The organism is Bacillus sp. PAMC28571 (genome assembly GCF_014250435.1).
Lineage (GTDB): Bacteria > Bacillota > Bacilli > Bacillales > Bacillaceae > Bacillus > Bacillus safensis.
In genome coordinates this window covers 2,480,948-2,507,614 of sequence record NZ_CP060191.1, presented here as the reverse complement: position 1 = coordinate 2,507,614, position 26,667 = coordinate 2,480,948, and the positions used below count along the sequence as shown (strand labels likewise).

The following is a 26,667-nucleotide window of genomic DNA, read 5'->3' as shown; positions in this document are numbered from 1 at the left end:
AACACGTGACGAAATTTCTTACATTGTGCTATATTTATTTTTAAAAAAAGATAAAGGAATGGACAAACGTATGAAACTTTTAGATGAAATCATCGAATATAATCAACAATTTATTGAAGAAAAGAAATACGAAGAATTTACAACAACAAAGTTTCCACAGAAAAAAGCTGTCATTCTATCGTGTATGGATACAAGACTTGTTGAACTGCTTCCGCGTGCCATGAACATGAAAAATGGTGATATTAAGATTGTCAAAAGTGCTGGGGCGCTTGTTTCTCATCCATTTGGAAGTATTATGCGAAGTATTTTAGTTGCTGTTTACGAATTAAATGCTGACGAGGTATATGTCATTGGGCACCATGATTGCGGGATGAGTAAAATAGACAGCCAGACACTTTTAAATAAAGCCGTTGAGCGCGGTATTCCAGAAAAACGTATTGAAGTACTGGAATACTCAGGAATTGATTTTAAACAGTGGCTCAAAAGCTTTAGTTCAGTTGAAGAGAGCGTGAAGGACAGTGTGTCTGTAGTAAAAAATCACCCGCTTCTTCCATCAGATGTACCTGTACACGGGCTTGTCATTGACCCTGGAACAGGGAAGCTTGACTTAGTTGTCAACGGATATGAAGAAAAGTAAGTTACTTTTCCTTTTTAGGCGGGACAGGATCGATGCCGCCAGGGTGAAGCGGATGACATTTCAAAATCCGTTTTATGGTGAGCCAGCCGCCCTTGATCGCTCCATGCGTTTTGATTGCCTCTAGTCCATAGTTTGAGCATGTTGGATAAAACCGGCAGCTTGGCGGTGTCAGAGGGGAAATACATTTTTGATAAAAGCGTATTATGCCGATAAAAATTTGTTTCATAGAGGTTCCTCCTTGTCTGTCTTCCACAGTATAAGAAAAAAGAACAAGGAAGGAAAGTTTTATAAACTAAACTGGTCGGAGAAATATGTTATAATATAGGAAATTGCAATTATAGGAGTGGTGATTATGCCTTCAGTCGAAAGCTTTGAACTTGATCATAATGCTGTAAAAGCGCCATATGTTCGTCATTGCGGCGTTCATAAAGTGGGATCAGATGGGGAAGTAAATAAATTCGATATTCGTTTTTGTCAGCCCAACAAGCAGGCGATGAAACCTGATACGATTCATACATTAGAGCATTTGCTTGCGTTTAATATTAGAACACACTCAGAGAAATATGATCATTTTGATATCATCGATATTTCTCCAATGGGCTGCCAGACAGGCTACTATTTAGTTGTCAGTGGTGCACCAACTCCAAAAGAGATCGTTGAACTTCTTGATGCAACATTCAAGGATGCGGTTGAAGTAACAGAAATTCCTGCTGCAAACGAAGAGCAATGCGGCCAAGCGAAGCTTCATGATCTTGAAGGGGCAAAACGTTTAATGCGTTTCTGGCTTTCTCAGGATCAAGAAGAGCTTTTAAAAGTATTTGGTTAATAGAATTTTGAACCGGACATTGAGATGTCCGGTTTTTTATTTGAATTCAAACAGAGATGTCAAAATAGGGGATATTTGTTAAAATGGACATGTCAGTAAAAGAAGGGGGAAACGCAGGATGCGAAAAATGTTGGGAATGATTCTGATACTCACGTTATTGAGTGCATGTGGAAACTCTGCAGCAAATAGCGGCAAAGGGGAAGTGCCTGAGCTGTTAGAAGTAAAGCTCACAGGACCTGAGCAAGTGGAGAAAAATGAAAGCGTTATAGTAAAAGCAGCTGTCACATACGGTGATACGCCTGTTGATGATGCAGATGATGTTCAATTTGAAGTGTGGAAAGATGGCGACAAGGATAACAGCAAGATGATTCAGCCAAAGAAAGAAAACAAGGGTGTATACGAATTGCACACCGCCTTCAAAAAAGATGGCCTTTATATCATACAAGTCCATGTGACAGCTAAACAGCAGCATAATATGCCGAAAACGAACATCCACGTAGGTGAGGTGAAAAAAGAGAGTTCAACTACTGCAGAAGAAGAAACCTCACATCATTAAAAGCGGATTTATTTTGGATTAGGACGTTGATTTGGTTCTGCATCCTGTGGTGAATCGACTTTATGCTTATATTCATAAGCCTTAGATGTCGTCCACAATGATAAAAAGACAACGATTGAGATAATGATAAAGCTGATAATCCCAAGTAACAGCATCTAACTCCCTCCTTATTTCCATATTAACATATATTTCATGCAGTCAAAATAGAAGAAATTGACGGCAGGTTTCAGTATAATAAGAAAAGGGTATTCTCATACTAAACGCAATTACATAAGGAGGAATAAATATGTCTGAACAATTATTAAACGTCGTTAATAAACAAGTAGCTGATTGGACTGTGCTTTACGTGAAATTACATAACTATCATTGGTATGTAAAGGGAAAAGATTTCTTTACACTCCATGAGAAATTTGAGGAACTATATACAGAAACAGCTACATATATTGATGATTTGGCTGAGCGTATGCTTGCTTTAAATGGACAGCCTGTTGCCACAATGAAAGAGTGCTTAGAAATTTCCAGCATTCAAGAAGCAGAAGGCAATGAATCAGCGGAGCAAATGGTGAAAAATCTATATGATGATTTCTCCAATATCGCTGAGGAATTAAAGCAAGGAATGGAGCTGGCTGCAGAGGTTGGCGATGAAACTACAGGTGATATGCTGCTTGCGATTCATCAATCCATTGAAAAACACAACTGGATGCTTAAAGCATATTTAGGATAATACATGTATGAAAAGAATGTCGGTCATCAATAGACCGACATTCTTTTTTTATTGGAATCGGGACAGACAGCCCATTGAAATCATAGGGCTTTCAGCCGAAGAGAAAAGAGAAGGGAGGGAAGAAGATGTCTTCTATTGCAGGAATGATGAGTCAGCAAGTAGCGAGCATTCAAAAGACACTCAATATTAGTTTGTTGAATTCACAGCTTGCTACGAATACAGCACAAGCTATGGTGATGCTGGATCAAGTGCAGCAGCAGCCTCAAGCTGTTCAGCCAAAGGATTCAGATGCTTCATTTATTGATGTCAGAGTCTAAAAAGAGAAGCCGCCTCATGGGCGGCTTTTTTGGTCTCATTCGTCTCCCTGAATACATAACAGCGCCTTTATTTTTTGTCGTCCAAGCTATTGCGAGAATTCGGCATATACTATTGAGGTAAGGAGTTCCACTTTGAAAGGATGTTGATGCCAAGTGAGCAAGGATTTAGGCATCTTTTCGTTGGTTACAGTGAGTTTGTCGGCGATGGGCTTTCTGTTTGGTGGAGCAGGATATTTACTGATGATTTTAGTGACGTTGATGGCTATTGAATTAATTTGTTCAAGCCTAAGAGAATCTTTGACTGGGCAGCTCACAATGAAGCGGTTTTTAACGCGGCTTGTTCGAAAGGTCGTGACCGTCTCCTTAATATCTATGGCACATTTCTTCGATGTCATGCTGAAGACAACTGGGACGATTAAGGATTTAGCGATCATCTTTTATATTATTTATGAATCTTACCAAATCGTCTCGACAGCCAGAGCCCTTGGAGTTCCCATTCCACAGTTGTTTATTGATGTATTGGACATGTTGAAAAATAAATTGCGCAAAAAGCCGTAATTTCCTCATATCTGGTCATACTAAAGGAAAAAGGATGATTCGGATGGCGAGACACACATACTATGTATCCGTACAAGATGGATCGATATCGCAGCATAGAGATGCAGCGGCTTGGCAATTTCAAATAGAAGCAGATGATGATCAAATTTTGCAGCTGAGAGACTACTTCGATGAACAGTATATGACAGATTGGAAAGGCTTCTTTCGGGCGCATGTTCCGTTTCTTGAATATCATTATGATAGTCCAAATGATGAAATGGATAGAAAAAGAAAAGAGATTTACACAATGATTTATGAGCTCGGCAATGAAGAAACAAGGAGCTTTATTGAGACAAATGGTTTGATGAATTGAAAAAGCATGTAGAGAATCTCTACATGCTTTATTTTCGCGGTTGTAAAATGCCTCCGATCAAATCACTGATCCCGCCGCCTCTATTTTCTTGCTGTGAATTGGTGAATTCATGAGAGGAGCTCTGGCTCTGAGGTTTGTAGCGATTATCATCTAAGCCCACCCGTAAGCCAGATGTGCGCTCAGATGGCTGGATAATGACGATTTGATCTTGTTCCTGAAACTCAAATAAGTAGGATTCGCCAGATGTTTGTCCAATGAAAGTTTTCCAGTTCACATCGAGTTTGACCTTCGGTGCTTTGCCTGTCCAAGCAACAATTGCGTCAGGGTCTACACGGCAGGGGGCTTTTAAAATGAGCGGATTTCCATTCGTTTTAATAGCGACTTGCGCTCCGTGCCCTTGATAAGAGAGTTTTGATGTAAACAGTCCTTTCTGTGATAAAATACCAACGCCTACTGGTGTGACGCCGTAATGGCATTCCTCAGTAAAGGCAAGTAAATCTTCACTTTCTACACTTACATGCTGCCAAGGACCGCTTGGCTCAAGATTAATCACTGTTACATGCTCGCTTGCATCCGCCAAGTAGCAAGTACCTTGTCCACTCACTTCCATCATCTCAAGGTTTTCACCTGTGAATTTCCTGCTGATATGGTTAAATACTTGGCTGACCATATTTCCTTTATTCGTTCCAAGTAATCGCTTGCGGTATTGGAAACTTCCTTGATCAGCAATCATGGCGCCTTTTTTGGCAAAAAAGATTCCGCTGCCTTCTGCTTGTAAGGTAAGCTCTTCTATCGTGTTGAAATGAAATCCCATAGGTGCCGGCTCCTTTCCTGCGTCAAGATGTAAATCCGTAGATGCGGCATAAATCATTTAAATCTAGAGTAGTCCCTTGCCCGGTCGCCGTGATTTTCCATTCCTCCTGATCTCTCGTGAGTTCAGCGCATATAATGGATGTACAATACGAATAATCATCTGTTAACTGAAAGGTACAAATCTCTTGCTGCGAGATTTGATTCGTAAGTCGCACGTAGGCATTGGTGACTTGTCCAAAATGATGCTGGCGTTCGTGTGCATCATGTATCGTGGCTGTGACGACAATTTTATGAATATCAGGTGAGACTCTGCTTAATTGCATAATAATCATTTCATTGTCTCGATACCCTCCGCCAAATTGATGATCACCAAGGTGACGAACAGCTCCATCTAAGCTTTGCTGCTGGTGATAATAGATCAGATGCTTAGGAGACAACAGTTTGTCCTCTTCATTTAAAAGAAACACTTGCGTATCTAAATCAATTGGCTGACCAGCCAGGTCCCAGCCAAGCCCGATATGAATTTGGTCGGCCGCTGGATTGTCTTTTGTTAAATCTAACTTTTGCCCTTTCAAGAGGTGTTTCTTGATCACCTCATGGGACGCGTTTTGTTTTGACCCATTTTTTATACTCATGCTGATTTCCTCCTCGTTGTCATAGGACAAACACTGATTCATTTACGTCATATAGGGATAAAAGGTTTCATGATTAAAATTGGGTGAAGTTGGAGATGATAAAAAGGTTTTAGCAACAATACCTCATTTTAGATACAGACGAGTTAGAACCACTCGTTTGTTTCACTTTTGATAAAAATTCTTCAGATAAATGTGATCTGTGGTATGATGTTTTACAAGAAGCAAGGACAGGATATGAGGGATTTCACATGCATGTATTTAAAGACTATTATCATAATACGGTCAAGCTCTCTTTTGAGGAGAAGCCTTTTTCAAGTCATCCTAAGCATGTTTGGGCCATCTGCCGCTACCAAGGGAAATGGCTGCTCACTGAACATGAGGATCGGGGCTATGAGTTTCCAGGAGGGAAAGTTGAGCCGGATGAAGAAGCAGACCAAGCCGCTATACGGGAGATTCAAGAAGAGACGGGTGCTGTTGTTCGTGAATTAACGTATATTGGTCAATATCAGGTGCTGGGCAGAGAAAAGGTCATTGTCAAGAATATTTATTTCGCTGATATTGAAAAGCTAGTGAAGCAAGACACGTATTTTGAAACGAAAGGACCCGTTCTTTTCGCAGACTTGCCAAGATCCATCGCCAAAAATAAGAATTTCAGTTTTATTATGAAAGATGATGTGTTAAGACAAAGTCTTGCTTATTTAGAAAAGAACGGTTTGATTCTTTAAAAAAGCGCAGGGGTGACAATCCCTGTGCTTTTTTATTTTTGAAGAAAACGGCGTTCGAGCCATTCCACAAGCTGGTACATGATGGTCGCAAACACGGCAATAATGAAAAGACTTAAGAACACGAGTGTAAAGTTGAAGACTTGAAAGCCGTAAATGATCATGTAGCCGAGCCCTTTTGAGGAAACAAGAAATTCCCCTACAATAACCCCAACCCAAGAAAGGCCGACATTGACCTTGATGGCAGAAATCATCGTTGGAATACTAGCTGGCAAAATGACCTCGCGAAAGACGACGCTTTTTTTCGCACCAAAGGTTTTCATCACCTTTAAATAATTCTCATCGACCTCTTGAAAGGCTGTATAGATGACGATCGTCGTAATGATTACACTAATGATTGCGCCCATGGCAACGATGCTGATCATGCCAGGCCCAAGGGCAACAATTAAAATCGGAGCGAGGGCAACTTTTGGCATGGCATTTAAAATGACTAAATAAGGATCAAGAACGTTTGCCAGGCGGGTGGACCACCATAAGGCGGCAGCGAGCAAAATGCCGCAAAAGGTACCAAGTAGAAATCCGAGCACCGTTTCAAATAATGTAATACTCATATGATTCATTAAAGACCCATCGGATATTTTTTGTACAAACAATTGGCAGACTGCTGATGGTGAACTAAATATCAGTGGATCGATAAGACGAAAATGACTGGCAAGCTCCCAAAGCGAAAAGAAGCTGGCGAAAATAATGAACTGATAGATTCGGGTCATGCGTTTTTCCATTCGGTATTTTTTGCGATAGGCTTCATGTAAAAGATCACTGTGTTTCAACTGTTTTCAGCTCCTTCCAAATCGTTTGAAAGAGCTCTTGGAAACTCTGGGTCTGTCTGGCATCGAAAGGAGAAAGAGTCCTCAGTTCATCTGGAACGGTAAAAATCCTCTTGATTGAGCCAGGATGCTTAGAGAATAAGAAAATGCGGTCACTCATCGCAATGGCTTCGCCAATGTCATGTGTCACAAGGACCGCTGTTTTTTGATAGTTTTTGAGTGTATGAAAGACGAGATCCTCTAAAGTGAGTTTGGTTTGATAGTCTAGAGCTGAAAAGGGTTCATCTAGTAAAAGCAGACCGGGATTCACTGCAAGCGTTCGGGCGAGAGCCGCACGCTGCCTCATACCGCCTGACAGCTCCTTCGGGTATTTTTCCTCTACATCATGAAGGCCAAGCTTAGGCAGTAAGCCAAGAGCGGCGGAGGTGGCTTCATGTGAATCTTGCTTGGTAATTTTTAACCCGAGAATGATATTTTCCTTGATGGTTTTCCAAGGAAACAAATAATCTTGCTGGAGCATGTAGCCGATTTGATGCTCTTTTTGATTCGGTTCTTTTCCTTCGATTAAAATTCGGCCTTCAGAGGGCGGCGTTATTCCTGCAATGATAGACAGCAGGGTGGTTTTTCCGCAGCCGCTGGGACCAATAAATGAGATAAATTCTCCTTGGTCTATCTCCATATTGATGTGCTGTATGGCCGTTGTTTTTTCTTTTAAAGAGAAGTACGTGTGGGTCACATGGTCAATTTGAAGGAAAGACATGTGCTACCTCCTATTCTATTTGTGTTCTGTGACCTTCTTTGCAATGGATGAATTGACAAGTTGTTTGTACGGGATAAATTTCGGCAATTCATCGCTCTCCTTCATGATTTCCTGCAATTTGTTCCATTCCTCTTCATTCAGAAGGGGATCTGTTGCATAGGAGTCCTGCTGTTTGTAGCGTTTAATGGCAGTTGATAAAACATCAAGTTCTGTGTCAGGAAAATGAGATTGAATGGTTTTGGCAATCTCCTCCGGCTGCTTGGCTTCTACCCATTTCTGCGCTTTATAAATGGCGCGAGTGAAGGCTTCAGCTGTTTCTTTGTTTTCCTCTAAGTAACTCTTCTTTGCCATGAAGGTGGTATACGGCACCTTTCCGGAAGCCTCTCCAAAGGAGGCGGTAATGTACCCTTTGCCTTCTTTTTCAATTAAGGATGCTGTCGGTTCGAATAACTGCACAAAATCGCCAGTTCCAGAGGAGAAAGCACCTGAAATGTTGGCAAAATCAATATTTTGAATCATGCGGAGATCCTTTTTTACATCAATGCCTTCCTTTTTCAGGACATATTCACCGACCATTTGCGGCATGCCGCCTTTCCGCTGTCCAAGAAAGTCTTTTCCTTTTAATTGATCCCAAGAGAATTCGCTCACTTTCTCCCTTGAAACAAGAAATGTACCGTCTGTTTGTGTCAGCTGTGCAAAGTTGATGACAGAGTCTTTTGTGTCTTGAGCCTCTACATAGATAGAGGATTCAGATCCGGTCAGGGCGATATCTGCACCGCCGGATAAGAGAGCTGTCATCGTTTTATCGCCGCCCCAAGTCGTTTTTAATTCAACCTCTAGCCCTTCTTCTTTGAAGAAATCCTCAGATAAGGCAACATATAGCGGAGCATAAAAAACCGAATGGGTCACCTCGGCTACTTGTACGGTCTGCTCTTGTTCTTTTTTACAGGCGACAAATGGAATAAAGAGCAGGACAACGACGATGAATGCCAGTCTGACTTTGATGGAACGATTCAAGAGTAATTCGCCTCCTTTGTTCTAGATCACTAATTAAAGTATGTCAAAAGGGATTTTTGGTGAGTGCCTAGATGAAAATAAGAAGCGCATTGTTTATTTATAGAACGTGTCTTTTTTTCTATACTAGAAGCATGAATACTTTCTTGAATTTGGCAGAAATAAAGGGGCGGTTTCGTGTATAGAGTGAGTTGGGTATTTCTTGGATGGTATTTAGTAGGACTCATATTAATGGTCTCTTTTGAAGTGCCAGCATGGCTTCAGTTTGCAAATGGCATTTTCCTTGTGCTGTATGCCTGCTGTGTGATAGAAATTGGGCGAAATATTTATGGTTCATGGGGGTTTGTGATCAAAAGGGCAGCTATTGTCGGGGTGCTGACATTTACGGTTGAATGGATAGGGATCACAACCGGTTTTCCTTTCGGGGCCTATGACTATTATCCGACGTTAGGTTTTCTAGTGGCAGGGGTGCCTTTAACCATTGCTTTTGCATGGGTTGGTGTGTTTTTAAACAGCCTTTTTTTAGCCAATCAGCAGTCGAAATGGAAACGAGCTGTCGAAACGGGGATATGGATTGTCTTGCTTGACCTCATATTAGACCCAGTAGCGGCTGAACGGAAATTTTGGGTGTGGTATGACGGCGGTGGTTTTTATGGTATTCCTTTTGAGAATTTTGTGAGCTGGGGTATGATTGGAGCAGGACTTTCCTTTCTCTTCCCGCTTGTTCAGATTGATCAAAAGGCTCTGAGCTGGACGAGCCGTATTTATCAGGCAATGGTGTTCTTTTTTGGTGTGCTGGCATTAAAGGGCGGGCTTGATGTCATTTTTTATTTAGCACTGATCATTGTTATTTTGTGTGAAGGAAGGGTTCAATTTGAAAGAAAGCGACAAAAGCCGATCGTTTAGACGTATATTTTCTCTTTATCTTGAGCGGTATTTACTTCATAAACATTTCCGCTGTGTGATGATGAAAGGCACTGTGGATCCAAACGAGAAGCTGCCTGTTCTTTATATCGCCAATCATAGCTCATGGTGGGATGGACTGATCATCTTTCTTTTAACAGAAAAAGCGTCCGAACTCGATCATTATATGATGATGGAGGAGAAACAGCTGAAGCAATATGCCTTTTTCCGAAAGCTTGGTGCCTTTCCGGTTCAGAAAAAGAATCTGAAAAGTGTGAAGCAAGCATTAATGACGGCAAAAGAGAATATGCAGGCTGGCGGGGCTGTATGGCTTTTCCCGCAGGGGAAAATCATGCATCAGGATATGCGGCCGCTTGAATTGGAGGGCGGGGCTTCATTTTTAGTGAGACAATTTGAGCAAGTTGTGGTGAAGCCTGTGACATTGCATTATACATTTAATCAATTTCAAAAGCCGACAGTATCTGCTGTGTTTGGTGAAGATACCTTATTATCTGGCGGAGAACTTCGAAGCAAGGACGTGACGCATCAGCTTAGAGAGTTGCTTGAAACGCAGCTAAATGCACATCAAGCACAGGTCATCGCAGATCCTGATTTTACAACTAATCAAGAATTTAGACAGATGACGAGGACAAGTCAGTCAACAAGTGATGCGTTTGATTCCTTTAAAAAGTGGGTGAAAACATGGCGGTCTTCTTAATCGTAATCAGTGTACTCTTGCTCTGTCAGTTTATTTTCACCATATGGAATATGAAGCAGCTTCCTGTTTTAAAGCCAGTACCCTTTTCGCCGGGTGAACCTATTTCATTATCAATTCTGATTCCAGCGAGAAATGAGGAAAACCGAATAGAAGCTTGTCTTCAGTCGATCGTTGATCAACGTCTTTACCCGAAAGAGCTTATCGTCCTTGATGACCATTCGACAGATCAGACAAGAGCGCTGGTAGAGCGCTTCGCAGAAACATATCCGTGGATTCGAGTCCAGTCAGGTCAGCCATTAAAGCGGGGCTGGCTTGGTAAATCATATGCCTGTTCTCAGCTCGCAGAGGCAGCAGATTCTGACTGGCTGCTATTTTTAGATGCGGATGTCCGGTTAAAAAAAGGGGCAGTTGAATCAGTATACAAGCAGTTATGTATGCAAAAAACGGGCATGCTGTCAGGTTTTCCAGAACAAAAAACAGGTACATTTTTTGAGCATCTTGTCGTTCCTATGATGATGTTTACCATTGGCTGTCATCTGCCAGTGAAATGGGTAAGAAAATCTAAGAACCCCGCTTTTGCCGCAGCACATGGTGGTTTTATTGCCATTGAAAAGAATTGTTATCACGACATCGGCGGGCATGAAGCGATCAAGGATTCACTCGTTGATGATATGGCCTTGGCTAGAAGGGTGAAGGAAAAAGGCTTTCCGTTCACACTTGCAAGCATTCATCCATTTGTGTATATGAGAATGTATGAAAGTGGACAAGAGGTTTGGGAAGGTTACCGCAAAAATTTGTTCCCGGGCGTGAATCGAAGCATTGCTTTGTTAAGCAGTGTCTTTTGTTTATACACCCTCCTTTATTTGGTTCCTGTCATTTGTTTCATGATCGCATTGTTTCAGCTGGATGTTTTGAGCATATGCTTAGCCATTCTTTGCTATGGGCTGGGTGTATCGATTAAAGCAGCAATTGATACTGAAAATGGGCGGACATCTGCGATGGCTTTTTTATTGCCGGTCAGTATTTTAAGCCTGATCGCCATTGGCTTTGCTTCTATGAAAATCGGTCTCAAAAAAGAAGGGTATGAATGGAAAGGGAGAAGGTACGAATGAAAAAAGTGATCATCATCGGCGGCGGACTTGGCGGATTATCAGCCGCGATCCGTCTACAGTCACGCGGGGTTCAGGTCACCATTTTAGAAAAAGAAGCGGCTTTAGGGGGGAAATTGCAACGCCATCACGAGGCAGGCTACTCTTTTGATTTAGGACCGAGCACCATTACAATGAAGGCCTATTTTGAAGAAGTGTTTACATCCTGTCATAGACGGATGGAGGATTATGTGACCTTTTATCCGATTTCTCCGCTGACCAAAAATATTTTTCCAGATGGACATACGGTCGAGTTTACGCCGAATATTGAGCAAATGGAATCACAAATTGCTGCATTCAGTCCTGAAGATGCGAAGCAATATCGCGCATTTTTACAGGAATCAAAGACGCTTTTTCAAAAGGCAGAGGAGCAGTTTTTAAATCGTTTGTTATTGAGCTGGAAGGATAAGGCGGATGTAAAGCTGATGAAAGCACTTCTTGCTGTCAAACCATTCACATCGGTTCAGCGCCTGCTGCGTCAATATTTCCGTCATCCCCATACATTGGCGATGTTTGGACGGTATGCCACTTATATTGGCTCTTCTCCCTACGAGGCGCCGGCTATTTTTAATATGATGGCATATTTAGAAGGAGAGAAAGGGATTTATGGAATACAGGGCGGTACATATCGTTTAGTTGAGGCATTTGAGACGCTGGCAAAAGAATTAGGCGTTCAGATTTATCTCAATGAACAAGTGAACAAGATTCATGTGAAGGATCGGCGGATCAAAGGAGTGGAGACGGATCAGCAGATGTATGAGGCAGATCAAGTCATTGCAGGAGCAGATGCGCTGACTGTATACCGTCATCTCATAGATGAAAAAGACCGTCCTCGTTTTTTAAATCAAAAATTGTCTGGCATTGAACCGTCGTTGTCGGGCTTTGTTCTCTTATTAGGAGTACCTAAAGTCTATGAACAGCTGGCTCATCACAATGTGTTTTTCCCTGAGGATTATGAGCAAGAATTCAAGGATATTTTTCAGAAAAAACAACTGCCTCAAGATCCGACGCTTTACATATGCTATTCAGGTCATTCAGAACCAGCTTTAAGCGGAGGACCGGGAAGAAGCAATCTGTTTGTACTGGCCAATGCACCTTATGTGACAAATGAGCAAGATTGGGACATGCTAAAGGAGACATATCGTCAGCATGTAAAAAACAAATTAATGGAAAAAGGTCTTTTTGATTTGGATGAGCTTATTGAATATGAAGCGGTTCAAACCCCGCTCGATCTGCAGCAGAAAACGGGGGCATATCGCGGAGCCATTTATGGCATGTCTTCAAACTCGTTCAAACAGGCGTTCTTTCGCATCAATAATCAGTCAAAAGATATTGAAGGACTTTGGTTTGTTGGAGGAACAAGTCATCCAGGCGGCGGCACGCCGATGGTGACAAAATCAGGCCAGCTTGTCGCAGAAGCGATGCTGAAGCAATGGACGTATTCAAAGATGAAAAGGAGAGAAATCGAGTGATTGTGGAAAAAAGAAGGTTTCCGTCGCCCCATCCGCATATTCACTTATATACAGTGACCTATGAGGCAGATGGACTTCGGATGAAAGGGCTGCTCGCTGAACCGGCCGGAGAAGGTTTCTACGACGGCTTTTTGTATTTACGAGGCGGCATTAAAAATGTGGGGATGGTCAGACCAGGCCGGATTGTGCAATTTGCCGCGCAGGGCTTTGTCGTCTTTGCTCCCTTTTACCGAGGAAACCAAGGAGGCGAAGGGAACGAAGATTTTGCCGGAGAAGATCGAAAAGATGCGTTCGCTGCCTTTCAGCTGTTAAAACAGCACAAAAAAGTGAAGAAGGACCGCATTCATATCTTTGGTTTTTCGCGAGGCGGTATTATGGGCATTTGGACCGCTGTTGAAATGAAACAGGATGCGGCTTCCTTTGTCACATGGGGAGGCGTCAGTGACATGAAACTGACTTATGAAGAGCGTGTGGATATGAGACGGATGATGAAGCGTGTGATTGGCGGACCGCCGCATAAGGTGCCAGAGGCATATGAGAACAGAACCCCTTTAAATGATGTGGACAAAATTGAAGCACCTGTCCTTATCATCCACGGAGAAGAAGATCAAAATGTATCGATTGAGCATGCGTATTTGTTAGAAGATGCGCTGCGCCAGCACGGAAAGTCCGTGGAGACATGGTATTTCCACGGATACAACCACTATTTCCCGCCGCAGCATAATCGAGAAATTGTGAGAAGGCTGACCACATGGATGCACAGCCGAAAAAGCGGAAATGTGGTAAAATAAGCAGTATAACGAAATATAGAAAGTAGGGGGATTTTCATTATGGGAATGCCTGTTGAATTTAATACAATGATTGTCACAAAGGGAAAAGAGACAAGAATTGAAGAAAATGTATTTGAACTCATGAAGGATGGATACCGCATTTATCCATTAAATATTCCACTTGAGGTGCGCAAAACGAAAGACGGAGAAAAAACTGGGACAGCACATGTTGAAAAGCTGGAGCTGACAGACAATGTCACGAAGGTGACGTACCGTCTTGTGTCATTGCATTCAACCAACTAAAAAAGCTGAGGGATTGAATCTCCTCAGCTTTTTTCATTTGGTTATACGAGTGGTCCGCCTTTGGCTTCAATGTCACTTGCCGCGTGGCTGAATTTTTGGAAGTTCTTTTTAAATTCATTGGCTAGGAAGTGTGCTTTTTCTTGATAAGCCTCTTGGTCATCCCATGTCTTAGCAGGTTGAAGCACTTCATCTGGTACACCAGGAATATGAAGCGGGATGTGTAATCCAAAGATGTCATCAGTGATCATCTCGGCATTGTCAAGGTCACCTTCGATTGCTGCCTGCACCATTGCTCTTGTATGAGCGAGATTCATTCGTTTGCCTGTACCATAGCCACCGCCAGTCCAGCCTGTATTCACAAGGAATACTTTTGCACCGTGCTCATCAATCTTTTTGCCAAGCATTTCAGCATAGACGTGAGCTGGAAGCGGAAGGAATGGTGAACCGAAGCAAGTAGAGAATGTCGTTTCTGGTGATGTGACACCTCGCTCAGTTCCAGCTAATTTACTTGTGTACCCGCTCAAGAAATGGTACATTGCCTGCTCTTTTGTTAAACGGCTGATTGGAGGTAAGACGCCAAACGCATCAGCTGTTAAGAAGACAATAGCAGATGGATGTCCTGCGATACTTGGTTTCACGATGTTATCAATCATTTCGATTGGGTAAGCAGCGCGTGTATTTTCAGTAAAGAAGGTATCATCATAATCCGCTTCACGTGTTTCTTCATCAAGCACAACGTTCTCAAGAACTGATCCGAAGCTGATCGCTTTGTAGATCTGCGGTTCTTTTTCTTCACTTAAGTTCACACATTTCGCATAGCATCCGCCCTCGATATTGAAGACCCCTGTGCCAGACCAGCCGTGTTCATCGTCTCCGATCAGCTTGCGGCTTGCGCTTGCAGAAAGCGTCGTTTTCCCCGTACCTGAAAGTCCGAAGAATAGGGCCACATCGCCTTCTTGACCTACGTTTGCTGAGCAGTGCATGGATAAAATGTCTTGCTCAGGAAGCAGGTAGTTCATCACAGAGAAAATGGACTTTTTCATTTCTCCTGCATATTCTGTTCCACCGATAAGTATCGTGCGTTTTTCAAAAGAAACGATGATAAACGTTTCAGAGTTTGTGCCATCTGTTGCAGGATCTGCTTTAAAGTGCGGTGCAGATAAGATGGTGAAAGGTTTTTCGTTTGAAGAAGGTGTTGACCCGTCAGGTCTGATAAATAGCTGCTTGGCAAAAAGATTGTGCCATGCGAATTCGTTTACAACTGTAATCGGCATACGATATCTTTCATCAGCGCCTGCAAACCCTTCAAAGACGAATAGTTCATCACGTTCTTTTAAGTATGACACAACCTTTGTATATAAACGGTCAAATGCTTCTTTGGAGATCGGCTGGTTTACTTGACCCCAATCGATTTTATGTTCAGAGCTTTCTTCTTTGACGATAAATTTATCTTTAGGCGAACGTCCTGTATAGGCTCCAGTTGTAGCGCGGACAGCTCCAGTTGATGTTAAAACGCCTTCATTACGTGCCAAAATCTTTTCAACAAGTTTCGGAACAGATAAATTTTGGTGCGTATTTTCTAATGAGAGCAATGACTGCAAATCTTCTTTTAAATCCACTGAGTTCATAAAAAAACCCTTCCTTTACCGTTGAATTTGTTTGTTTCGATTAGTATAACACATTAATAATAATAGTCTATACTATTTAAAAATTTTTGTGTGTGTTTTTTCATTTCTGCTATGAAAATATGCTTTTTGGTGATGCTAATGGTGAGGAGAAAAAAGAGGGAGATAATTCTTATGAAGCATTGACATGACGCAAGGGTTTAAGATAAGATATCTTATTGAACGGATACTCTTATCCCGAGTTGGTGGAGGGACAGGCCCGATGAAGCCCAGCAACCGGTTTCTTATGAAAAAGGCATGAAAATGCTGAGAAACCAAGGTGCTAACCTGATGCAAGGTACAAGAACACCTTGAGCGATAAGAGTGAAAGGCATGCGATCTCAGACCCTTTCCTCGCAATGAAGGAAATGGTTTTTTTATTTTTGGGATATCATATGAACAAATTGCCAATAACATCTCTAATATAAACGTTTTCAAATATAAGAGGGAACGAGTTCCGTATCATATTGGAGGCCTCATCTTGGGATGATGTGGTCTTGTACAGGAGGAAATAGCCATTATGAGTCAAAATCGTCGTTTATTTACTTCAGAATCAGTGACAGAAGGACATCCGGATAAAATCTGTGATCAAATTTCAGACAGCATTTTGGATGAAATTTTAAAGAAAGATCCAAATGCACGTGTTGCCTGTGAAACTTCTGTTACAACCGGTCTCGTATTAGTAAGCGGTGAAATTACAACGTCTACTTATGTCGATATTCCAAAGACGGTGCGTGACACAATTAAGGAAATTGGCTACACACGTGCGAAATATGGTTTTGATGCGGAAACATGTGCGGTACTTACATCAATTGATGAACAGTCTGCTGATATTGCGCAAGGTGTAGACAAAGCGCTTGAAGCACGTGAAGGAACAATGACTGAAGAAGAAATTGATGCGATTGGTGCAGGTGACCAAGGATTGATGTTTGGTTTTGCCAATAACGAAACCGAAGAGCTCATGCCGCTGCCAATTTCACTAGCGCATAAATTATCTCGCCGTTTAACAGAAGTACGCAAGAATGAAACACTTGCATACCTTCGTCCAGACGGAAAAACACAAGTTACAGTTGAATATGATGAGCAAAACAAACCAGTTCGTATTGACACAGTGGTTATTTCTACGCAGCATGCACCAGAAGTGACGCTTGAACAAATTCAAAGTGACTTAAAAGAGCATGTCATCAGTCCTGTCGTTCCAAGTGAACTGATTGATGAACAGACAAAATACTTTATTAACCCAACTGGCCGTTTCGTGATCGGTGGACCTCAAGGGGATGCTGGTTTAACTGGACGTAAAATCATCGTTGATACGTATGGCGGATACGCTCGTCATGGCGGCGGTGCTTTCTCAGGTAAGGATGCAACGAAGGTTGACCGTTCTGCGGCATACGCTGCACGTTACGTAGCGAAAAACATCGTAGCTGCCGGCCTTGCAGATTCTTGTGAAGTACAGCTTGCTTATGCAATTGGGGTTGCACAGCCTGTATCGATTTCAATTGATACATTCGGAACAGGAAAAGCTTCAGAAGAAAAATTAATTGAAGTGGTTCGTGCAAACTTTGATCTTCGTCCAGCTGGCATTATTAAAATGCTTGACCTGCGCCGTCCGATCTACAAACAAACAGCTGCATACGGGCATTTCGGCCGTCACGACTTAGATCTTCCGTGGGAAAAAACGGATAAAGCCGATACACTTCGCAAAGAAGCATTGGGACAATAACAACATAAAAAACCGCTTATTTTAAGCGGTTTTCCTTTTGATTAAAAAAAAATCTGCAAAAAGCGAAAAAATGTGAAACAAAATCGGACAAAATACTGTCTAATTATAGGTCTACTTTTAAGAAATAACATAACGTGGAGGCAATAATATGTGTGGGTTTGTTGGTGTATTTAATCACCGTCCATTGTCCGAAACTACTGAACAGGAAGAGCTAATTAAACAAATGAACCGTCTCATCGTTCATCGTGGTCCGGATGATGAGGGTTACTTTCATGATGAGCATGTAGGATTTGGATTTAGACGTTTAAGTATTATAGATGTTGAGCACGGAAAGCAGCCGCTTTCTTATGAAGATGAAAAGTATTGGATTATTTTCAACGGAGAAATTTATAACTATGTGGAGCTGAAGGAAGAGCTTGTGAAAAAAGGCTATACGTTCAGCACAGATTCTGATACGGAAGTACTTCTTGCCACATACCGTCATTATAAAGAAGAAGCGGCTTCAAAGCTTCGCGGCATGTTTGCATTTTTAATTTGGGATAAGGAAGCGCAATTATTATATGGCGCAAGAGATCCTTTTGGCATCAAACCGCTTTATTTTACACAAATGGATGAGCAAGTGTACTTTGCGTCTGAACGCAAAAGCTTGATGGCAGTAAGCGAGAACATTTTATTTGATGAGACATCCTTACAGCAATATATGTCATTCCAGTTCGTACCTGAGCCAAATACACTTGATCAAAAGGTGCACAAAGTAGAGCCGGGCCATCAGTTTACTTTACGCCCAGGACAGGAGATTGAATTTAAGACTTACTGGAAAGTTCAATTCAAGCCTGAGCAAACACAAGAACAAAAACTGATTGAAGAAGTCCGCGATGCAATCTATGATTCTGTGAAAATTCATATGAGAAGTGATGTACCTGTTGGTTCATTCCTATCAGGTGGTATCGATTCTTCTTTCATCGTATCTGTCGCAAAGGAATTTCATCCTGAGCTGAAGACGTTTTCTGTTGGCTTCCAGCAGGATGGCTTTAGTGAAGTTGATGTAGCGAAGGAAACGGCTGATAAGCTTGGCTTACAAAACTTCAGCGCCGTGATTTCTCCTGAGGAATATATGAATGAGCTTCCGAAAATTGTTTGGCATTTAGATGATCCTTTAGCTGATCCGGCGGCGATTCCATTGTACTTCGTGGCAAAGGAAGCGAAGAAACAAGTGACGGTTGTTCTTTCTGGTGAGGGAGCAGACGAGCTGTTCGGTGGATATAATATTTACCGTGAGCCGCTTTCTCTTAAACCATTTGAATCTGTACCATCTATGCTGAAAAAGCTTCTTCTTCGTCTGGCGCGCTTAATGCCAGAAGGAATGAAAGGAAAAAGCTTTATCGTCCGCGGCTGTACACCATTAGAGGAGCGTTATATCGGTAATGCGAAAATCTTTGAAGAGCCAGTAAAGAAAAACCTCTTAAAGCAGTATGATCCGAACATTACGTATCGTGATGTGACGAAGACATACTTCGAGGAAAGTGCAGGCTACAGTGATATTAACAAAATGCAATATGTTGATATTCATACGTGGATGCGCGGGGACATCTTACTAAAAGCAGATAAGATGACAATGGCGAATTCTCTTGAGCTTCGTGTTCCTTTCCTTGATAAGGTCGTATTTGAAGCGGCTTCTAAAATTCCAGAAGAGCTGAAAACAAAAGATGGCACAACGAAATATTTATTGCGTAAAGCAGCAGAAGGCATTGTGCCTGACCATGTGTTAAACCGCAAGAAGCTGGGCTTCCCTGTTCCAATTCGTCATTGGCTGAAAAATGAGATGAACGCTTGGGCGAAAGACATCATTAAAAACAGTCAAACTGACGAATATATTAATAAAGCGTATGTGCTTGATTTATTAAATGAACATTGTGCTGGTAAAGCAGATCATAGCCGTAAGATTTGGACTGTCCTGATCTTTATGATTTGGCACAGCATTTATGTCGAGCGCAGTATTGATCCAGAGCAATTGAATCATCAACCGAAAGAAGTCATCTTCAGTTAATGAAAAAAGGTTTTCAGCTTTGTGCTGAAAACCTTTTTTGTCATGATAGAAAGGGGTGGAAAAGGGTAAAATAACTAGCGGTTCATAGTTATTGCTTAATATCCTGAAAAAAACATGATAAAGTGAAGATACACGTATGATGTTAACGAGATAAAAGGGAACGATAGTATTGTCCTTTTTCTACATATTCTCTGCGGATTCGGTCCATGTCTTGGATATCTTCATCTGTTAACAGCCGAACGACTTTGGCTGGACGGCCAAAAGCGAGTGATCCTTTTGGGATGACCTTTCCTTGAGGGACAAGACTTCCTGCACCGATAAAGGCGCCTTCGCCAATCTCCGCACCATCGAGAATGATAGACCCCATGCCAATGAGGGCATTTTTTCGAATGATTGAGCTATGTAATGTGACCTGGTGTCCAATGGTAGCACCATCTTCAATAAGAAGTGTTTTTCCAGGACTTTGATGCAGGCACGATAAATCTTGAATATTGACGTTCTTTCCAATTCTCACAGGTGCAACATCGCCTCTGATGACGGTTTGAAACCACACGCTCGAATATTCTCCAATTGTGACATCACCGGTAATGGTGGCGTTATCTGCGACAAAGACCGATTCATGAATCTCAGGTGTAAACTGATGATATGGATAAATCACTTTTTCGACTTCCTTTCTTAATACAACATTTGTGAGGTGTTTACTTTGTGGACTTGGCATGCTGAAAGACCAGTTGGTACAATTGTCATTGTACATGGTGCGAGTGAATATCACGGCCGATATAAATGGCTGATTGAAATGTGGCGGAATGCAGGCTATCACGTCGTCATGGGTGACTTGCCTGGACAAGGCACATCGACACGTGCGCGAGGCCACATTCGTTCGTTTCAAGAATACATTGATACAGTCGATGAATGGATCGAACATGCGAAATCATTCAGACTTCCTACTTTTTTACTTGGACACAGTATGGGTGGACTCATTTCAATTGAGTGGATGAAGCAGTATACCCATACGAAGTTGAATGGCCTTATTTTATCATCACCTTGTTTAGGTCTGCAATTTAAACCGAAGAAGCTGATGGATTTTGCGTCAAAAGGTCTAAATGTGCTGGCACCGTCTTTTAAAGTGGAGTCAGGTCTGTCGATTGAACTAGCGACACGAAATCAGGCGGTCATTGAGGCAGACTCAAATGACTCTCTATACGTGACAAAGGTGTCGGTTCGCTGGTATAGAGAGCTGATCAAAAATATCGATGCGGCGATGCAGCCGACGAATGTCTTTAAATCGATCCCGCTCCTTTTAATGCAGGCGGGAGATGATAAGATCGTCGATAAAACGAGGGTGATTAAATGGTTCAATGGCATAGAATCAACCAATAAATCATACCGTGAATGGGAAGAGCTGTATCACGAAATTTTTAATGAACCAGAAAGAGAAGATGTGTTTAAGGCGGCAAGAGCCTTTACAGATCAATATATTTGATTGTGAGCTTTAAGTTGGGGGTGGAGTGATTTGTCAGTACCAGAGCGTCCTTTTGCACTGATGACAAAGGTGTATAAAGATATTTTTCCGCTTGTTCATCAGGAGCTGAAAAAGTGGCGGGCTCATGCCGAAATGATTGAAAATGAAGAACTGAGAACGCAGGCACTAGCGAGCATATCGAGTAAAACGTTTCACTGTGAAGGCGGAGGCATTTTATCTCTTCTAGCAGGTGAAGAGAAAGAAACGTGCATTGAATTCATTGTGGCGTATCAAACCATCAGTGACTACTTAGATAACCTATGTGACCGCAGCACGTCGCTTGATCCTAAGGATTTTCATATGCTGCATCAAGCGATGAGAGATGCGCTTGATATTCATGCTGAGCTCAAGCCATACTATCAATTCCGTGATGATCAAGAGGATCATGGATATTTACATGCGCTTGTCCGCACATGTCAAGACGTGCTTACGCGCGTTCGGCATTATCCGATCATTCAGCCATATTTACACACGCTGTGTGATTACTATAGTGACCTGCAAGTACATAAGCACGTCGTTCCCCATGAGCGTGTACCACGGCTAGAGTCATGGTTCCGCCAATATGAAAAAGATTTGCCGAAGATGGAATGGTATGAGTTTTCAGCTTGTGCGGGATCAACGTTAGGAATATTCTGTCTTGTGGCGTATGCGCTGCAGCCTGATTTTACAGAAAAGCAGGCGAAGCAAATTTACGAAAGCTATTTCCCTTATATTCAAGGTCTGCACATTTTACTCGATTATTTAATAGACCAAGAAGAGGACCGGCTTGGGGGAGATCTGAACTTTTGCTCATACTATGATTCTCATCATGAGATGATGGATAGACTTCAGCATTTTATCGAAAAAGCGGATGAGCAGCTGAAAGGTATTCCGCATGAAAACTTTCACAAATTGATTAACAGAGGATTACTGGCGGTCTATTTGTCTGATGAAAAAGTGACAGCCCAAAAAGAGATGAACAAGCTGGCAAAGCGGCTGATCAAATCAAGCGGGAAAACATCGTTCTTTTTCTATATTAACGGAAGAGCCTATCGGACCTATCAGAAAATGCCTTGGATGAAATCATCATAAAAAAGCTCAAATCCATTAGGATTTGAGCTTTTTTTCAATGGCGACCACAAACGGCGGGTCGTTTTGAATATTCATGTATTGATATGATAAAACTTGTACTTCTTCATGAGGCAGTGATCTGCAATAGTCGAGAAGCACTTCTTTTTCTCTTTTTCCTTCGGGATGTCCGTGGTAGATCACAAGGACGATCAGACCTCCGGGTTTGAGCCATTCGAGGAGCTGCTTGATGGCTTCAATGGTTGTATGAGCCTGAGTGGTGACGGCTTTATCGCCTCCGGGCAGATACCCAAGATTAAACACTGCACCGGATATTTGTCCATAAGCATCCTTCGGAAGATGATCCGCCAGTTTTTCATGTCCATCATGGATGAGGTGAACGTAAGGATATTGACCGCCAAGCCTTTTGCTTGTCTGCTGCAAGGCTTCCTCTTGCACGTCGAATGCAAACACTTGTCCATCAGTTCCTACAAGGTCAGCTAAATAGAGTGTATCGTGGCCGTTGCCCATTGTTGCATCTATAACGATGTCGCCTTTTTGACAAGCGCGTTCTAACAGCTCTTTACTAAAAGGAAGCATGCGTTTCAAAATCATTTGGCTGCTTCTTCCAATCTGACGAAACGTTTCCCTTGGTAGCTGTTACGTCTTTCGAGCTCAGCATTAATGGCATTGAGTACTTCCCACTTGTTTACACTCCACATTGGACCAACCATTAATTCAATTGGGCCGTCACCTGTAATACGGTGAATAATCATTTCTGGCGGCAGAATCTCCAGCTGATCACAAACAAGCTGAACATATTCCTCCTGGCTTAAAAACTCAAGCTTTCCTTTTTCATATTGCTTGACCATTGGAGTCCCTTTTAAAAGGTGAAGCAAATGAATTTTAATTCCCTGCACATCTAAATCCGCAACAGCTTTTGCTGTTTCCATCATCATGTCCCGATTTTCAAGAGGCAATCCATTGATGATATGTGAGCAGACACGAATTCCGTGTTTTCTCAGTTTTTCTACACCTTCAACGTAGCATTCATAATCATGAGCACGGTTGATGAGCATAGCTGTCCGTTCGTGTACCGTTTGAAGACCAAGCTCTACCCATAGGTAAGTGCGTTCGTTTAATTCGGCTAAATACTCCACTACGTCATCCGGCAGACAGTCAGGTCTTGTTGCAATGGATAGACCTACGACACCATCCAGATTCATGACGGTTTCATATTTTTCTTTTAGGACAGGAAGCGGCGCGTGTGTGTTTGTATACGCCTGAAAATACGCCATGTATTTTCCGTCTTTCCATTTTGTATGCATCCGGTCTTTGATTTCGTTAAATTGAGTGATGAGATCATCAGCCCTGTTTCCTGCAAAATCACCAGATCCAGCGGCACTGCAAAATGTACAGCCGCCGTGGGCTACGGTACCATCCCGGTTTGGGCAGTCAAAGCCGCCGTCTAAGGCTACTTTAAATACTTTATGACCAAAGTGTTCACGTAAATGGTAGTTCCACGTGTGATAACGTTTTTCGCTGTTTGAATATAAAAAAGGGTTATGCTGATCCAAGTCAGTAACCTCCTTGCATAATAATAGGCATCCTTAAAGTTTAACAAAAATTACGAAGGAGGACAATTGAATCTGTCCAACATTTTCTTTAGTGAAAAAGCTTTACATGGGCAAAATAGGCGGGAGCGATGATGAAATGGAGGGAATGTAAGATGGCAACAAGGCAGTCGATCGATGAATTTATCCAAAAAAGTACGGAAACCCTTGAGTTTGCAAATGAACAATTTGATTTGAGCTCACGTCAGGAACATTATAATGAGGAAGAGTTTTCAAAAGCACAGCTCATGCTTGAGAATACGGTCAACGAATTAGAAAAATTAAAAGATGTCGCCAATGACCAGCAAAGAGAACGGTTAGACAGGGCGCGTGTTCAAATTCAGAGCTTGCAAAATCAAATGATTTTAGGGATTTCCTACGATAATGAATGATGAACAGATCCTTCTTTTAAGGGTCTGTTTTTTATTTTTTAATAAGCTATTGACTTTTATACTGGGTGTCTATATTGTATTAAGTGTACTACATCAACTAATACACTACAGACACTTAAAAAGTGGAGAAAGGTGTTCGACCATGAAAAAAGAAAAAAAGCCAATCAATTTGAAGTGGATGGTGCTGGCTGTTGCGTTAGCATGTACATTTTTTTTCGTTCTTGTTTTCATTGGTTTTGAAGTTCAAAAAGATTTGATACCCAATTCAGTTCCTTTAATGCAAGGACATGATCAAGCGATAGGACTGCAAAAGCATGAATGAGGAAAGAGGGAGTCATCATGATTCAAATAGATCCAAGAAGCGCTGCGCCAATATATGAACAAATCATTGAGCAGCTCAAAATTTTATGTTTAAAAGGCGTGATGAAGCCAGGTGACAAACTGCCCTCTGTCAGAGAGCTCGCCACCATTATTATTGCCAACCCAAACACCGTCAGCAAAGCGTATAAAGAGCTGGAGCGGGAAGGGATTATTGAAACTCTGCGGGGCCGCGGTACGTATGTAACAGAAGGTGCTCAGTTAAAGCTGAATGAAGGGAAGGTGCTCGAGATGAAAGAACAGTTAAGACAACTCATCATAGAAGCTCATCATGCTGGTATTGATATTCATCAGCTCAAGGAATGGCTGGAAGAGATCGGCTCAAGTCTAAAAGGAGGAAAACAAGTTGATTGAGGTCAGAAATGTATCGAAGAAATTAAATGGACGCGAAGTACTCAGCGACGTTTCCTTCAAAATAGGCGAAGGTGAGATCTTCGGTCTGCTTGGCCGGAATGGCTCTGGGAAAACAACACTTCTCAGATTGATTCAGCAAATTCTTCTTCCGGATGAAGGAGAGATTTATTTTAAAGACGTACTGGTGAAAGACCACCCTTTAGTAAAGCAAAATATTGTATTCATGCCAGTCGTGAATCCTTACTTTGACAGATACAATTACGGACAACTTGTCCAGCTGTTAAAGCATATATATCCAAAGTTTGACGTGACCTATGCCAATGAGCTTGTGAACCGCTATGAAATTCCGGAAAAAGTGAAGTATCGTGAATTGTCGACAGGGTTAAAGAAACAGCTGTCATTAATTTTAAGCTTTGCCATCAAACCAGCGGTCATTTTATTAGATGAGCCGACTGATGGTATTGATGCCGTCACAAGAAATGACGTTCTTCAGCTGATGATTGACGAGGTGGCAGAACGACAAACAACGATTTTAATTACATCTCACCGCTTAGAGGACATTGAGCGTATGTGTAATCGAATTGGATTTTTAGAAGGAAATGAACTCACAAGTGTCATGGATTTAGATGAATTAAAGAATGACTATGTCAAAATCCAAATGGCCTTTGAAGAAGATATGAACTTAAGTATTCGAAAAAATGGCGTTGCGATTTTGGATCAAGCGGGCGTTTTCTATACAGCGCTTGTTCTAAAAACCGACGAAGAAGCTAAAGAGTACTTGAAGTCACTGAAGCCAAAAGTATGGCATGAACTGCCTGTGAATTTAGAAGAAGTATTCATTGCGAAGTTTGGAGGGAAACGCAGATGGTAAAGCGGCAATTATTATATAAGGAGTGGAAGCAATCTGAGCTGACATTCATTTTAGTGATGCTTGTTGCGGTCTTTGCGACGCCATTATCCCTCTTAATGGATTACTCAACCTTTCAAGATTGTTTGAAAAATCCAGACTGTATACTGGATTCAACAACATTCACTTATCTGTTTAAGAAGGATGCATTTCTCTCACTATCATGGTTAATGGGAATATTTTTTGCTGTGGTTCAGCTAGGATTTGAGAGAAATAAAGGGCAGATGGACTTTACATTATCCTTGCCATTTAGCAGAAGTGCTATCTTTCATACCAAGTTTTTCTTAGGTGCTGGCATCATCGCAGGCGTTCATGTTGTCTCATATCTTATCATTTATTTACTCAAATTAGGCCTTCATCCAATAGAAACACCTGAGTTCAACAGTCGTTATTTTTATGCACTGTTGTCAGCTTTGATGATCTACAGTTTATTTTTTGCAGCAGGTACATTAACAGGAAGTGCTATATCCCAAACAATCGTTGGATTCAGTACGTCCATTCTACCATTTTTGTTAATTGGACTTCCGATCGTTCATTTAGATTTTATCTTTAGAACAAGTGAGAGGTGGATAGATACGAGCCTCAATTATTTGATATCGCCTATTTCACCAATTACTTATATTACAAATGACATTTTTCAACAAGAATATCAGCATTGGTTTAATGGTGAAGCATTCATCATTCCACTTGTCATGATGGTCATATTTTACCTGATTGGTTTGTTTAGCTTTATAAAACATCCAATTGAAAGAAATGGCCGCTTCTTCCTTTACTCAAGTATGGATAGACCTATTCAGATTATGGTCATTGTCTTCGGTGTTCTAGGGTTTGGATGGTTTGGTTTTTCTTCAGATAATTCCATATTTGGTTATATCGTTGGCATGCTCATCGGTGGAGTCGTAGGCGCCTTAACGAGTTATTTCTTAATCTATAGAAAAAGATAAACAGAGAGCAGGGGAGTAGAG

Annotated in this window: 34 protein-coding genes and 1 riboswitch; of the genes, 23 read left to right on the top strand and 11 right to left on the bottom strand. The window is 41.7% G+C overall.

Annotated features, from left to right (window positions below):
- Positions 1-70: 70 nt before the first annotated feature.
- Positions 71-637, top strand: coding sequence for a beta-class carbonic anhydrase (locus tag H7F25_RS12625; protein WP_024424929.1), 567 nt, complete (start codon positions 71-73; stop codon positions 635-637).
- A 1-nt stretch (position 638) separates the two neighbouring features.
- Here the strand turns inward: H7F25_RS12625 and yidD are convergent, their stop codons facing one another.
- Positions 639-863, bottom strand: a complete 225-nt coding sequence (gene yidD / locus H7F25_RS12620) for a membrane protein insertion efficiency factor YidD (RefSeq protein ID WP_039180891.1) — start codon at positions 861-863, stop codon at positions 639-641.
- A 126-nt stretch (positions 864-989) separates the two neighbouring features.
- Between yidD and H7F25_RS12615 the strand changes: the two genes are divergently transcribed.
- Together H7F25_RS12615 and H7F25_RS12610 are read left to right on the top strand one after the other, a co-directional pair.
- Positions 990-1,463, top strand: a complete 474-nt coding sequence (locus H7F25_RS12615; RefSeq protein WP_003217624.1) for an S-ribosylhomocysteine lyase — start codon at positions 990-992, stop codon at positions 1,461-1,463.
- Between the two features lie 118 nt (positions 1,464-1,581).
- Positions 1,582-2,019 (top strand): FixH family protein, encoded by a 438-nt coding sequence (locus H7F25_RS12610; RefSeq protein WP_024425786.1) that lies wholly within the window; start codon positions 1,582-1,584, stop codon positions 2,017-2,019.
- A gap of 8 nt (positions 2,020-2,027) precedes the next feature.
- Here H7F25_RS12610 and ytzI read toward each other — a convergent pair whose 3' ends face one another.
- Entirely contained in the window at positions 2,028-2,174 is a 147-nt protein-coding gene (ytzI, locus tag H7F25_RS12605) for a YtzI protein (RefSeq protein WP_003217544.1), read from the bottom strand.
- A gap of 131 nt (positions 2,175-2,305) precedes the next feature.
- On the opposite strand from ytzI, the gene H7F25_RS12600 reads away from it, so the two are divergent.
- From H7F25_RS12600 to H7F25_RS12585, 4 genes are all read left to right on the top strand, one after another.
- Positions 2,306-2,743, top strand: a complete 438-nt coding sequence (locus H7F25_RS12600; RefSeq protein ID WP_025093663.1) for a Dps family protein — start codon at positions 2,306-2,308, stop codon at positions 2,741-2,743.
- 125 nt (positions 2,744-2,868) lie between these two features.
- Positions 2,869-3,060, top strand: coding sequence for a hypothetical protein (locus tag H7F25_RS12595; protein WP_024424925.1), 192 nt, complete (start codon positions 2,869-2,871; stop codon positions 3,058-3,060).
- A gap of 153 nt (positions 3,061-3,213) precedes the next feature.
- A complete protein-coding gene (locus tag H7F25_RS12590) occupies positions 3,214-3,618 on the top strand; it encodes a phage holin family protein (RefSeq protein WP_149126353.1) in 405 nt (134 codons plus the stop codon).
- Between the two features lie 43 nt (positions 3,619-3,661).
- Positions 3,662-3,970, top strand: coding sequence for a hypothetical protein (locus H7F25_RS12585; RefSeq protein WP_024425787.1), 309 nt, complete (start codon positions 3,662-3,664; stop codon positions 3,968-3,970).
- A 28-nt stretch (positions 3,971-3,998) separates the two neighbouring features.
- Here H7F25_RS12585 and H7F25_RS12580 read toward each other — a convergent pair whose 3' ends face one another.
- On the bottom strand, positions 3,999-4,784 hold the full coding sequence (locus H7F25_RS12580; protein WP_024424922.1) for an AIM24 family protein: 786 nt from the start codon (positions 4,782-4,784) through the stop codon (positions 3,999-4,001).
- 22 nt (positions 4,785-4,806) lie between these two features.
- Entirely contained in the window at positions 4,807-5,418 is a 612-nt protein-coding gene (locus tag H7F25_RS12575) for a TerD family protein (protein WP_241258030.1), read from the bottom strand.
- 248 nt (positions 5,419-5,666) lie between these two features.
- Between H7F25_RS12575 and ytkD the strand changes: the two genes are divergently transcribed.
- Positions 5,667-6,143 (top strand): RNA deprotection pyrophosphohydrolase, encoded by a 477-nt coding sequence (gene ytkD / locus H7F25_RS12570; protein WP_185853787.1) that lies wholly within the window; start codon positions 5,667-5,669, stop codon positions 6,141-6,143.
- 32 nt (positions 6,144-6,175) lie between these two features.
- On the opposite strand, the gene H7F25_RS12565 is transcribed toward ytkD, so the two are convergent.
- The 3 genes from H7F25_RS12565 to H7F25_RS12555 are packed head-to-tail and all read right to left on the bottom strand — an operon-like array spanning position 6,176 to position 8,744.
- Entirely contained in the window at positions 6,176-6,922 is a 747-nt protein-coding gene (locus H7F25_RS12565) for an ABC transporter permease (RefSeq protein ID WP_370880888.1), read from the bottom strand.
- 34 nt (positions 6,923-6,956) lie between these two features.
- The gene (locus tag H7F25_RS12560) at positions 6,957-7,727 is read right to left on the bottom strand and encodes an ABC transporter ATP-binding protein (RefSeq protein ID WP_024426225.1); all 771 of its coding nucleotides are present in this window, start codon (positions 7,725-7,727) and stop codon (positions 6,957-6,959) included.
- A 15-nt stretch (positions 7,728-7,742) separates the two neighbouring features.
- Positions 7,743-8,744, bottom strand: a complete 1,002-nt coding sequence (locus tag H7F25_RS12555) for an ABC transporter substrate-binding protein (protein ID WP_024426224.1) — start codon at positions 8,742-8,744, stop codon at positions 7,743-7,745.
- Between the two features lie 174 nt (positions 8,745-8,918).
- Between H7F25_RS12555 and H7F25_RS12550 the strand changes: the two genes are divergently transcribed.
- The 6 genes from H7F25_RS12550 to H7F25_RS12525 are packed head-to-tail and all read left to right on the top strand — an operon-like array spanning position 8,919 to position 14,055.
- A complete protein-coding gene (locus H7F25_RS12550; RefSeq protein ID WP_024424916.1) occupies positions 8,919-9,647 on the top strand; it encodes a carotenoid biosynthesis protein in 729 nt (242 codons plus the stop codon).
- The gene (locus H7F25_RS12545) at positions 9,616-10,362 is read left to right on the top strand and encodes a lysophospholipid acyltransferase family protein (protein WP_044332307.1); all 747 of its coding nucleotides are present in this window, start codon (positions 9,616-9,618) and stop codon (positions 10,360-10,362) included. The genes H7F25_RS12550 and H7F25_RS12545 overlap by 32 nt, the downstream gene beginning before the upstream one ends.
- Positions 10,347-11,474 carry a glycosyltransferase family 2 protein gene (locus H7F25_RS12540; RefSeq protein WP_044332309.1) on the top strand — a complete coding sequence of 376 codons (1,128 nt, stop codon included), beginning with the start codon at positions 10,347-10,349 and terminating at the stop codon, positions 11,472-11,474. Before H7F25_RS12545 ends, H7F25_RS12540 begins: the two co-directional genes overlap by 16 nt.
- Positions 11,471-12,982 carry a phytoene desaturase family protein gene (locus H7F25_RS12535; RefSeq protein ID WP_185853786.1) on the top strand — a complete coding sequence of 504 codons (1,512 nt, stop codon included), beginning with the start codon at positions 11,471-11,473 and terminating at the stop codon, positions 12,980-12,982. The genes H7F25_RS12540 and H7F25_RS12535 overlap by 4 nt, the downstream gene beginning before the upstream one ends.
- Complete coding sequence (locus H7F25_RS12530; protein WP_185853785.1) at positions 12,979-13,773, top strand: alpha/beta hydrolase family protein; 795 nt, start codon at positions 12,979-12,981, stop codon at positions 13,771-13,773. Before H7F25_RS12535 ends, H7F25_RS12530 begins: the two co-directional genes overlap by 4 nt.
- Positions 13,774-13,812: 39 nt before the next feature.
- Positions 13,813-14,055, top strand: a complete 243-nt coding sequence (locus H7F25_RS12525) for a DUF2584 domain-containing protein (protein ID WP_025092385.1) — start codon at positions 13,813-13,815, stop codon at positions 14,053-14,055.
- Between the two features lie 41 nt (positions 14,056-14,096).
- Here the strand turns inward: H7F25_RS12525 and pckA are convergent, their stop codons facing one another.
- Positions 14,097-15,683: a phosphoenolpyruvate carboxykinase (ATP) gene (pckA, locus tag H7F25_RS12520; protein WP_024424910.1), complete on the bottom strand. Its 1,587-nt coding sequence runs from the start codon at positions 15,681-15,683 to the stop codon at positions 14,097-14,099.
- Between the two features lie 226 nt (positions 15,684-15,909).
- Positions 15,910-16,044: riboswitch (SAM riboswitch) on the top strand.
- A 195-nt stretch (positions 16,045-16,239) separates the two neighbouring features.
- On the opposite strand from pckA, the gene metK reads away from it, so the two are divergent.
- The gene (metK, locus tag H7F25_RS12515; RefSeq protein WP_024424909.1) at positions 16,240-17,442 is read left to right on the top strand and encodes a methionine adenosyltransferase; all 1,203 of its coding nucleotides are present in this window, start codon (positions 16,240-16,242) and stop codon (positions 17,440-17,442) included.
- 148 nt (positions 17,443-17,590) lie between these two features.
- Positions 17,591-19,489 (top strand): asparagine synthase (glutamine-hydrolyzing), encoded by a 1,899-nt coding sequence (gene asnB / locus H7F25_RS12510; protein WP_024424908.1) that lies wholly within the window; start codon positions 17,591-17,593, stop codon positions 19,487-19,489.
- A 142-nt stretch (positions 19,490-19,631) separates the two neighbouring features.
- On the opposite strand, the gene H7F25_RS12505 is transcribed toward asnB, so the two are convergent.
- Positions 19,632-20,147 (bottom strand): gamma carbonic anhydrase, encoded by a 516-nt coding sequence (locus tag H7F25_RS12505; RefSeq protein WP_024426216.1) that lies wholly within the window; start codon positions 20,145-20,147, stop codon positions 19,632-19,634.
- Between the two features lie 45 nt (positions 20,148-20,192).
- Here H7F25_RS12505 and H7F25_RS12500 point away from each other — a divergent pair, with 45 nt between their 5' ends.
- A complete protein-coding gene (locus tag H7F25_RS12500) occupies positions 20,193-20,972 on the top strand; it encodes an alpha/beta hydrolase (protein WP_024424906.1) in 780 nt (259 codons plus the stop codon).
- 30 nt (positions 20,973-21,002) lie between these two features.
- On the top strand, positions 21,003-22,082 hold the full coding sequence (locus H7F25_RS12495) for a tetraprenyl-beta-curcumene synthase family protein (RefSeq protein WP_024424905.1): 1,080 nt from the start codon (positions 21,003-21,005) through the stop codon (positions 22,080-22,082).
- Between the two features lie 15 nt (positions 22,083-22,097).
- On the opposite strand, the gene H7F25_RS12490 is transcribed toward H7F25_RS12495, so the two are convergent.
- Positions 22,098-22,673 (bottom strand): tRNA 5-(aminomethyl)-2-thiouridylate-methyltransferase MnmM, encoded by a 576-nt coding sequence (locus tag H7F25_RS12490; RefSeq protein ID WP_087977693.1) that lies wholly within the window; start codon positions 22,671-22,673, stop codon positions 22,098-22,100.
- Entirely contained in the window at positions 22,670-23,635 is a 966-nt protein-coding gene (locus tag H7F25_RS12485; RefSeq protein ID WP_017358356.1) for a tRNA modification radical SAM protein MnmL/YtqA, read from the bottom strand. The genes H7F25_RS12490 and H7F25_RS12485 overlap by 4 nt, the downstream gene beginning before the upstream one ends.
- Before the next feature lie 152 nt (positions 23,636-23,787).
- On the opposite strand from H7F25_RS12485, the gene H7F25_RS12480 reads away from it, so the two are divergent.
- The 5 genes from H7F25_RS12480 to H7F25_RS12460 all read left to right on the top strand — a co-directional run bounded on the left by H7F25_RS12480 (position 23,788) and on the right by H7F25_RS12460 (position 26,646).
- Entirely contained in the window at positions 23,788-24,063 is a 276-nt protein-coding gene (locus tag H7F25_RS12480) for a YtzC family protein (RefSeq protein ID WP_024424902.1), read from the top strand.
- A gap of 142 nt (positions 24,064-24,205) precedes the next feature.
- Positions 24,206-24,385: a hypothetical protein gene (locus tag H7F25_RS12475; RefSeq protein ID WP_024424901.1), complete on the top strand. Its 180-nt coding sequence runs from the start codon at positions 24,206-24,208 to the stop codon at positions 24,383-24,385.
- A 17-nt stretch (positions 24,386-24,402) separates the two neighbouring features.
- Positions 24,403-24,795 carry a GntR family transcriptional regulator gene (locus H7F25_RS12470; RefSeq protein WP_024424900.1) on the top strand — a complete coding sequence of 131 codons (393 nt, stop codon included), beginning with the start codon at positions 24,403-24,405 and terminating at the stop codon, positions 24,793-24,795.
- A complete protein-coding gene (locus tag H7F25_RS12465) occupies positions 24,788-25,666 on the top strand; it encodes an ATP-binding cassette domain-containing protein (RefSeq protein WP_024424899.1) in 879 nt (292 codons plus the stop codon). The genes H7F25_RS12470 and H7F25_RS12465 overlap by 8 nt, the downstream gene beginning before the upstream one ends.
- Positions 25,660-26,646 carry an ABC transporter permease subunit gene (locus H7F25_RS12460; protein WP_044332338.1) on the top strand — a complete coding sequence of 329 codons (987 nt, stop codon included), beginning with the start codon at positions 25,660-25,662 and terminating at the stop codon, positions 26,644-26,646. Before H7F25_RS12465 ends, H7F25_RS12460 begins: the two co-directional genes overlap by 7 nt.
- Positions 26,647-26,667: the final 21 nt, after the last annotated feature.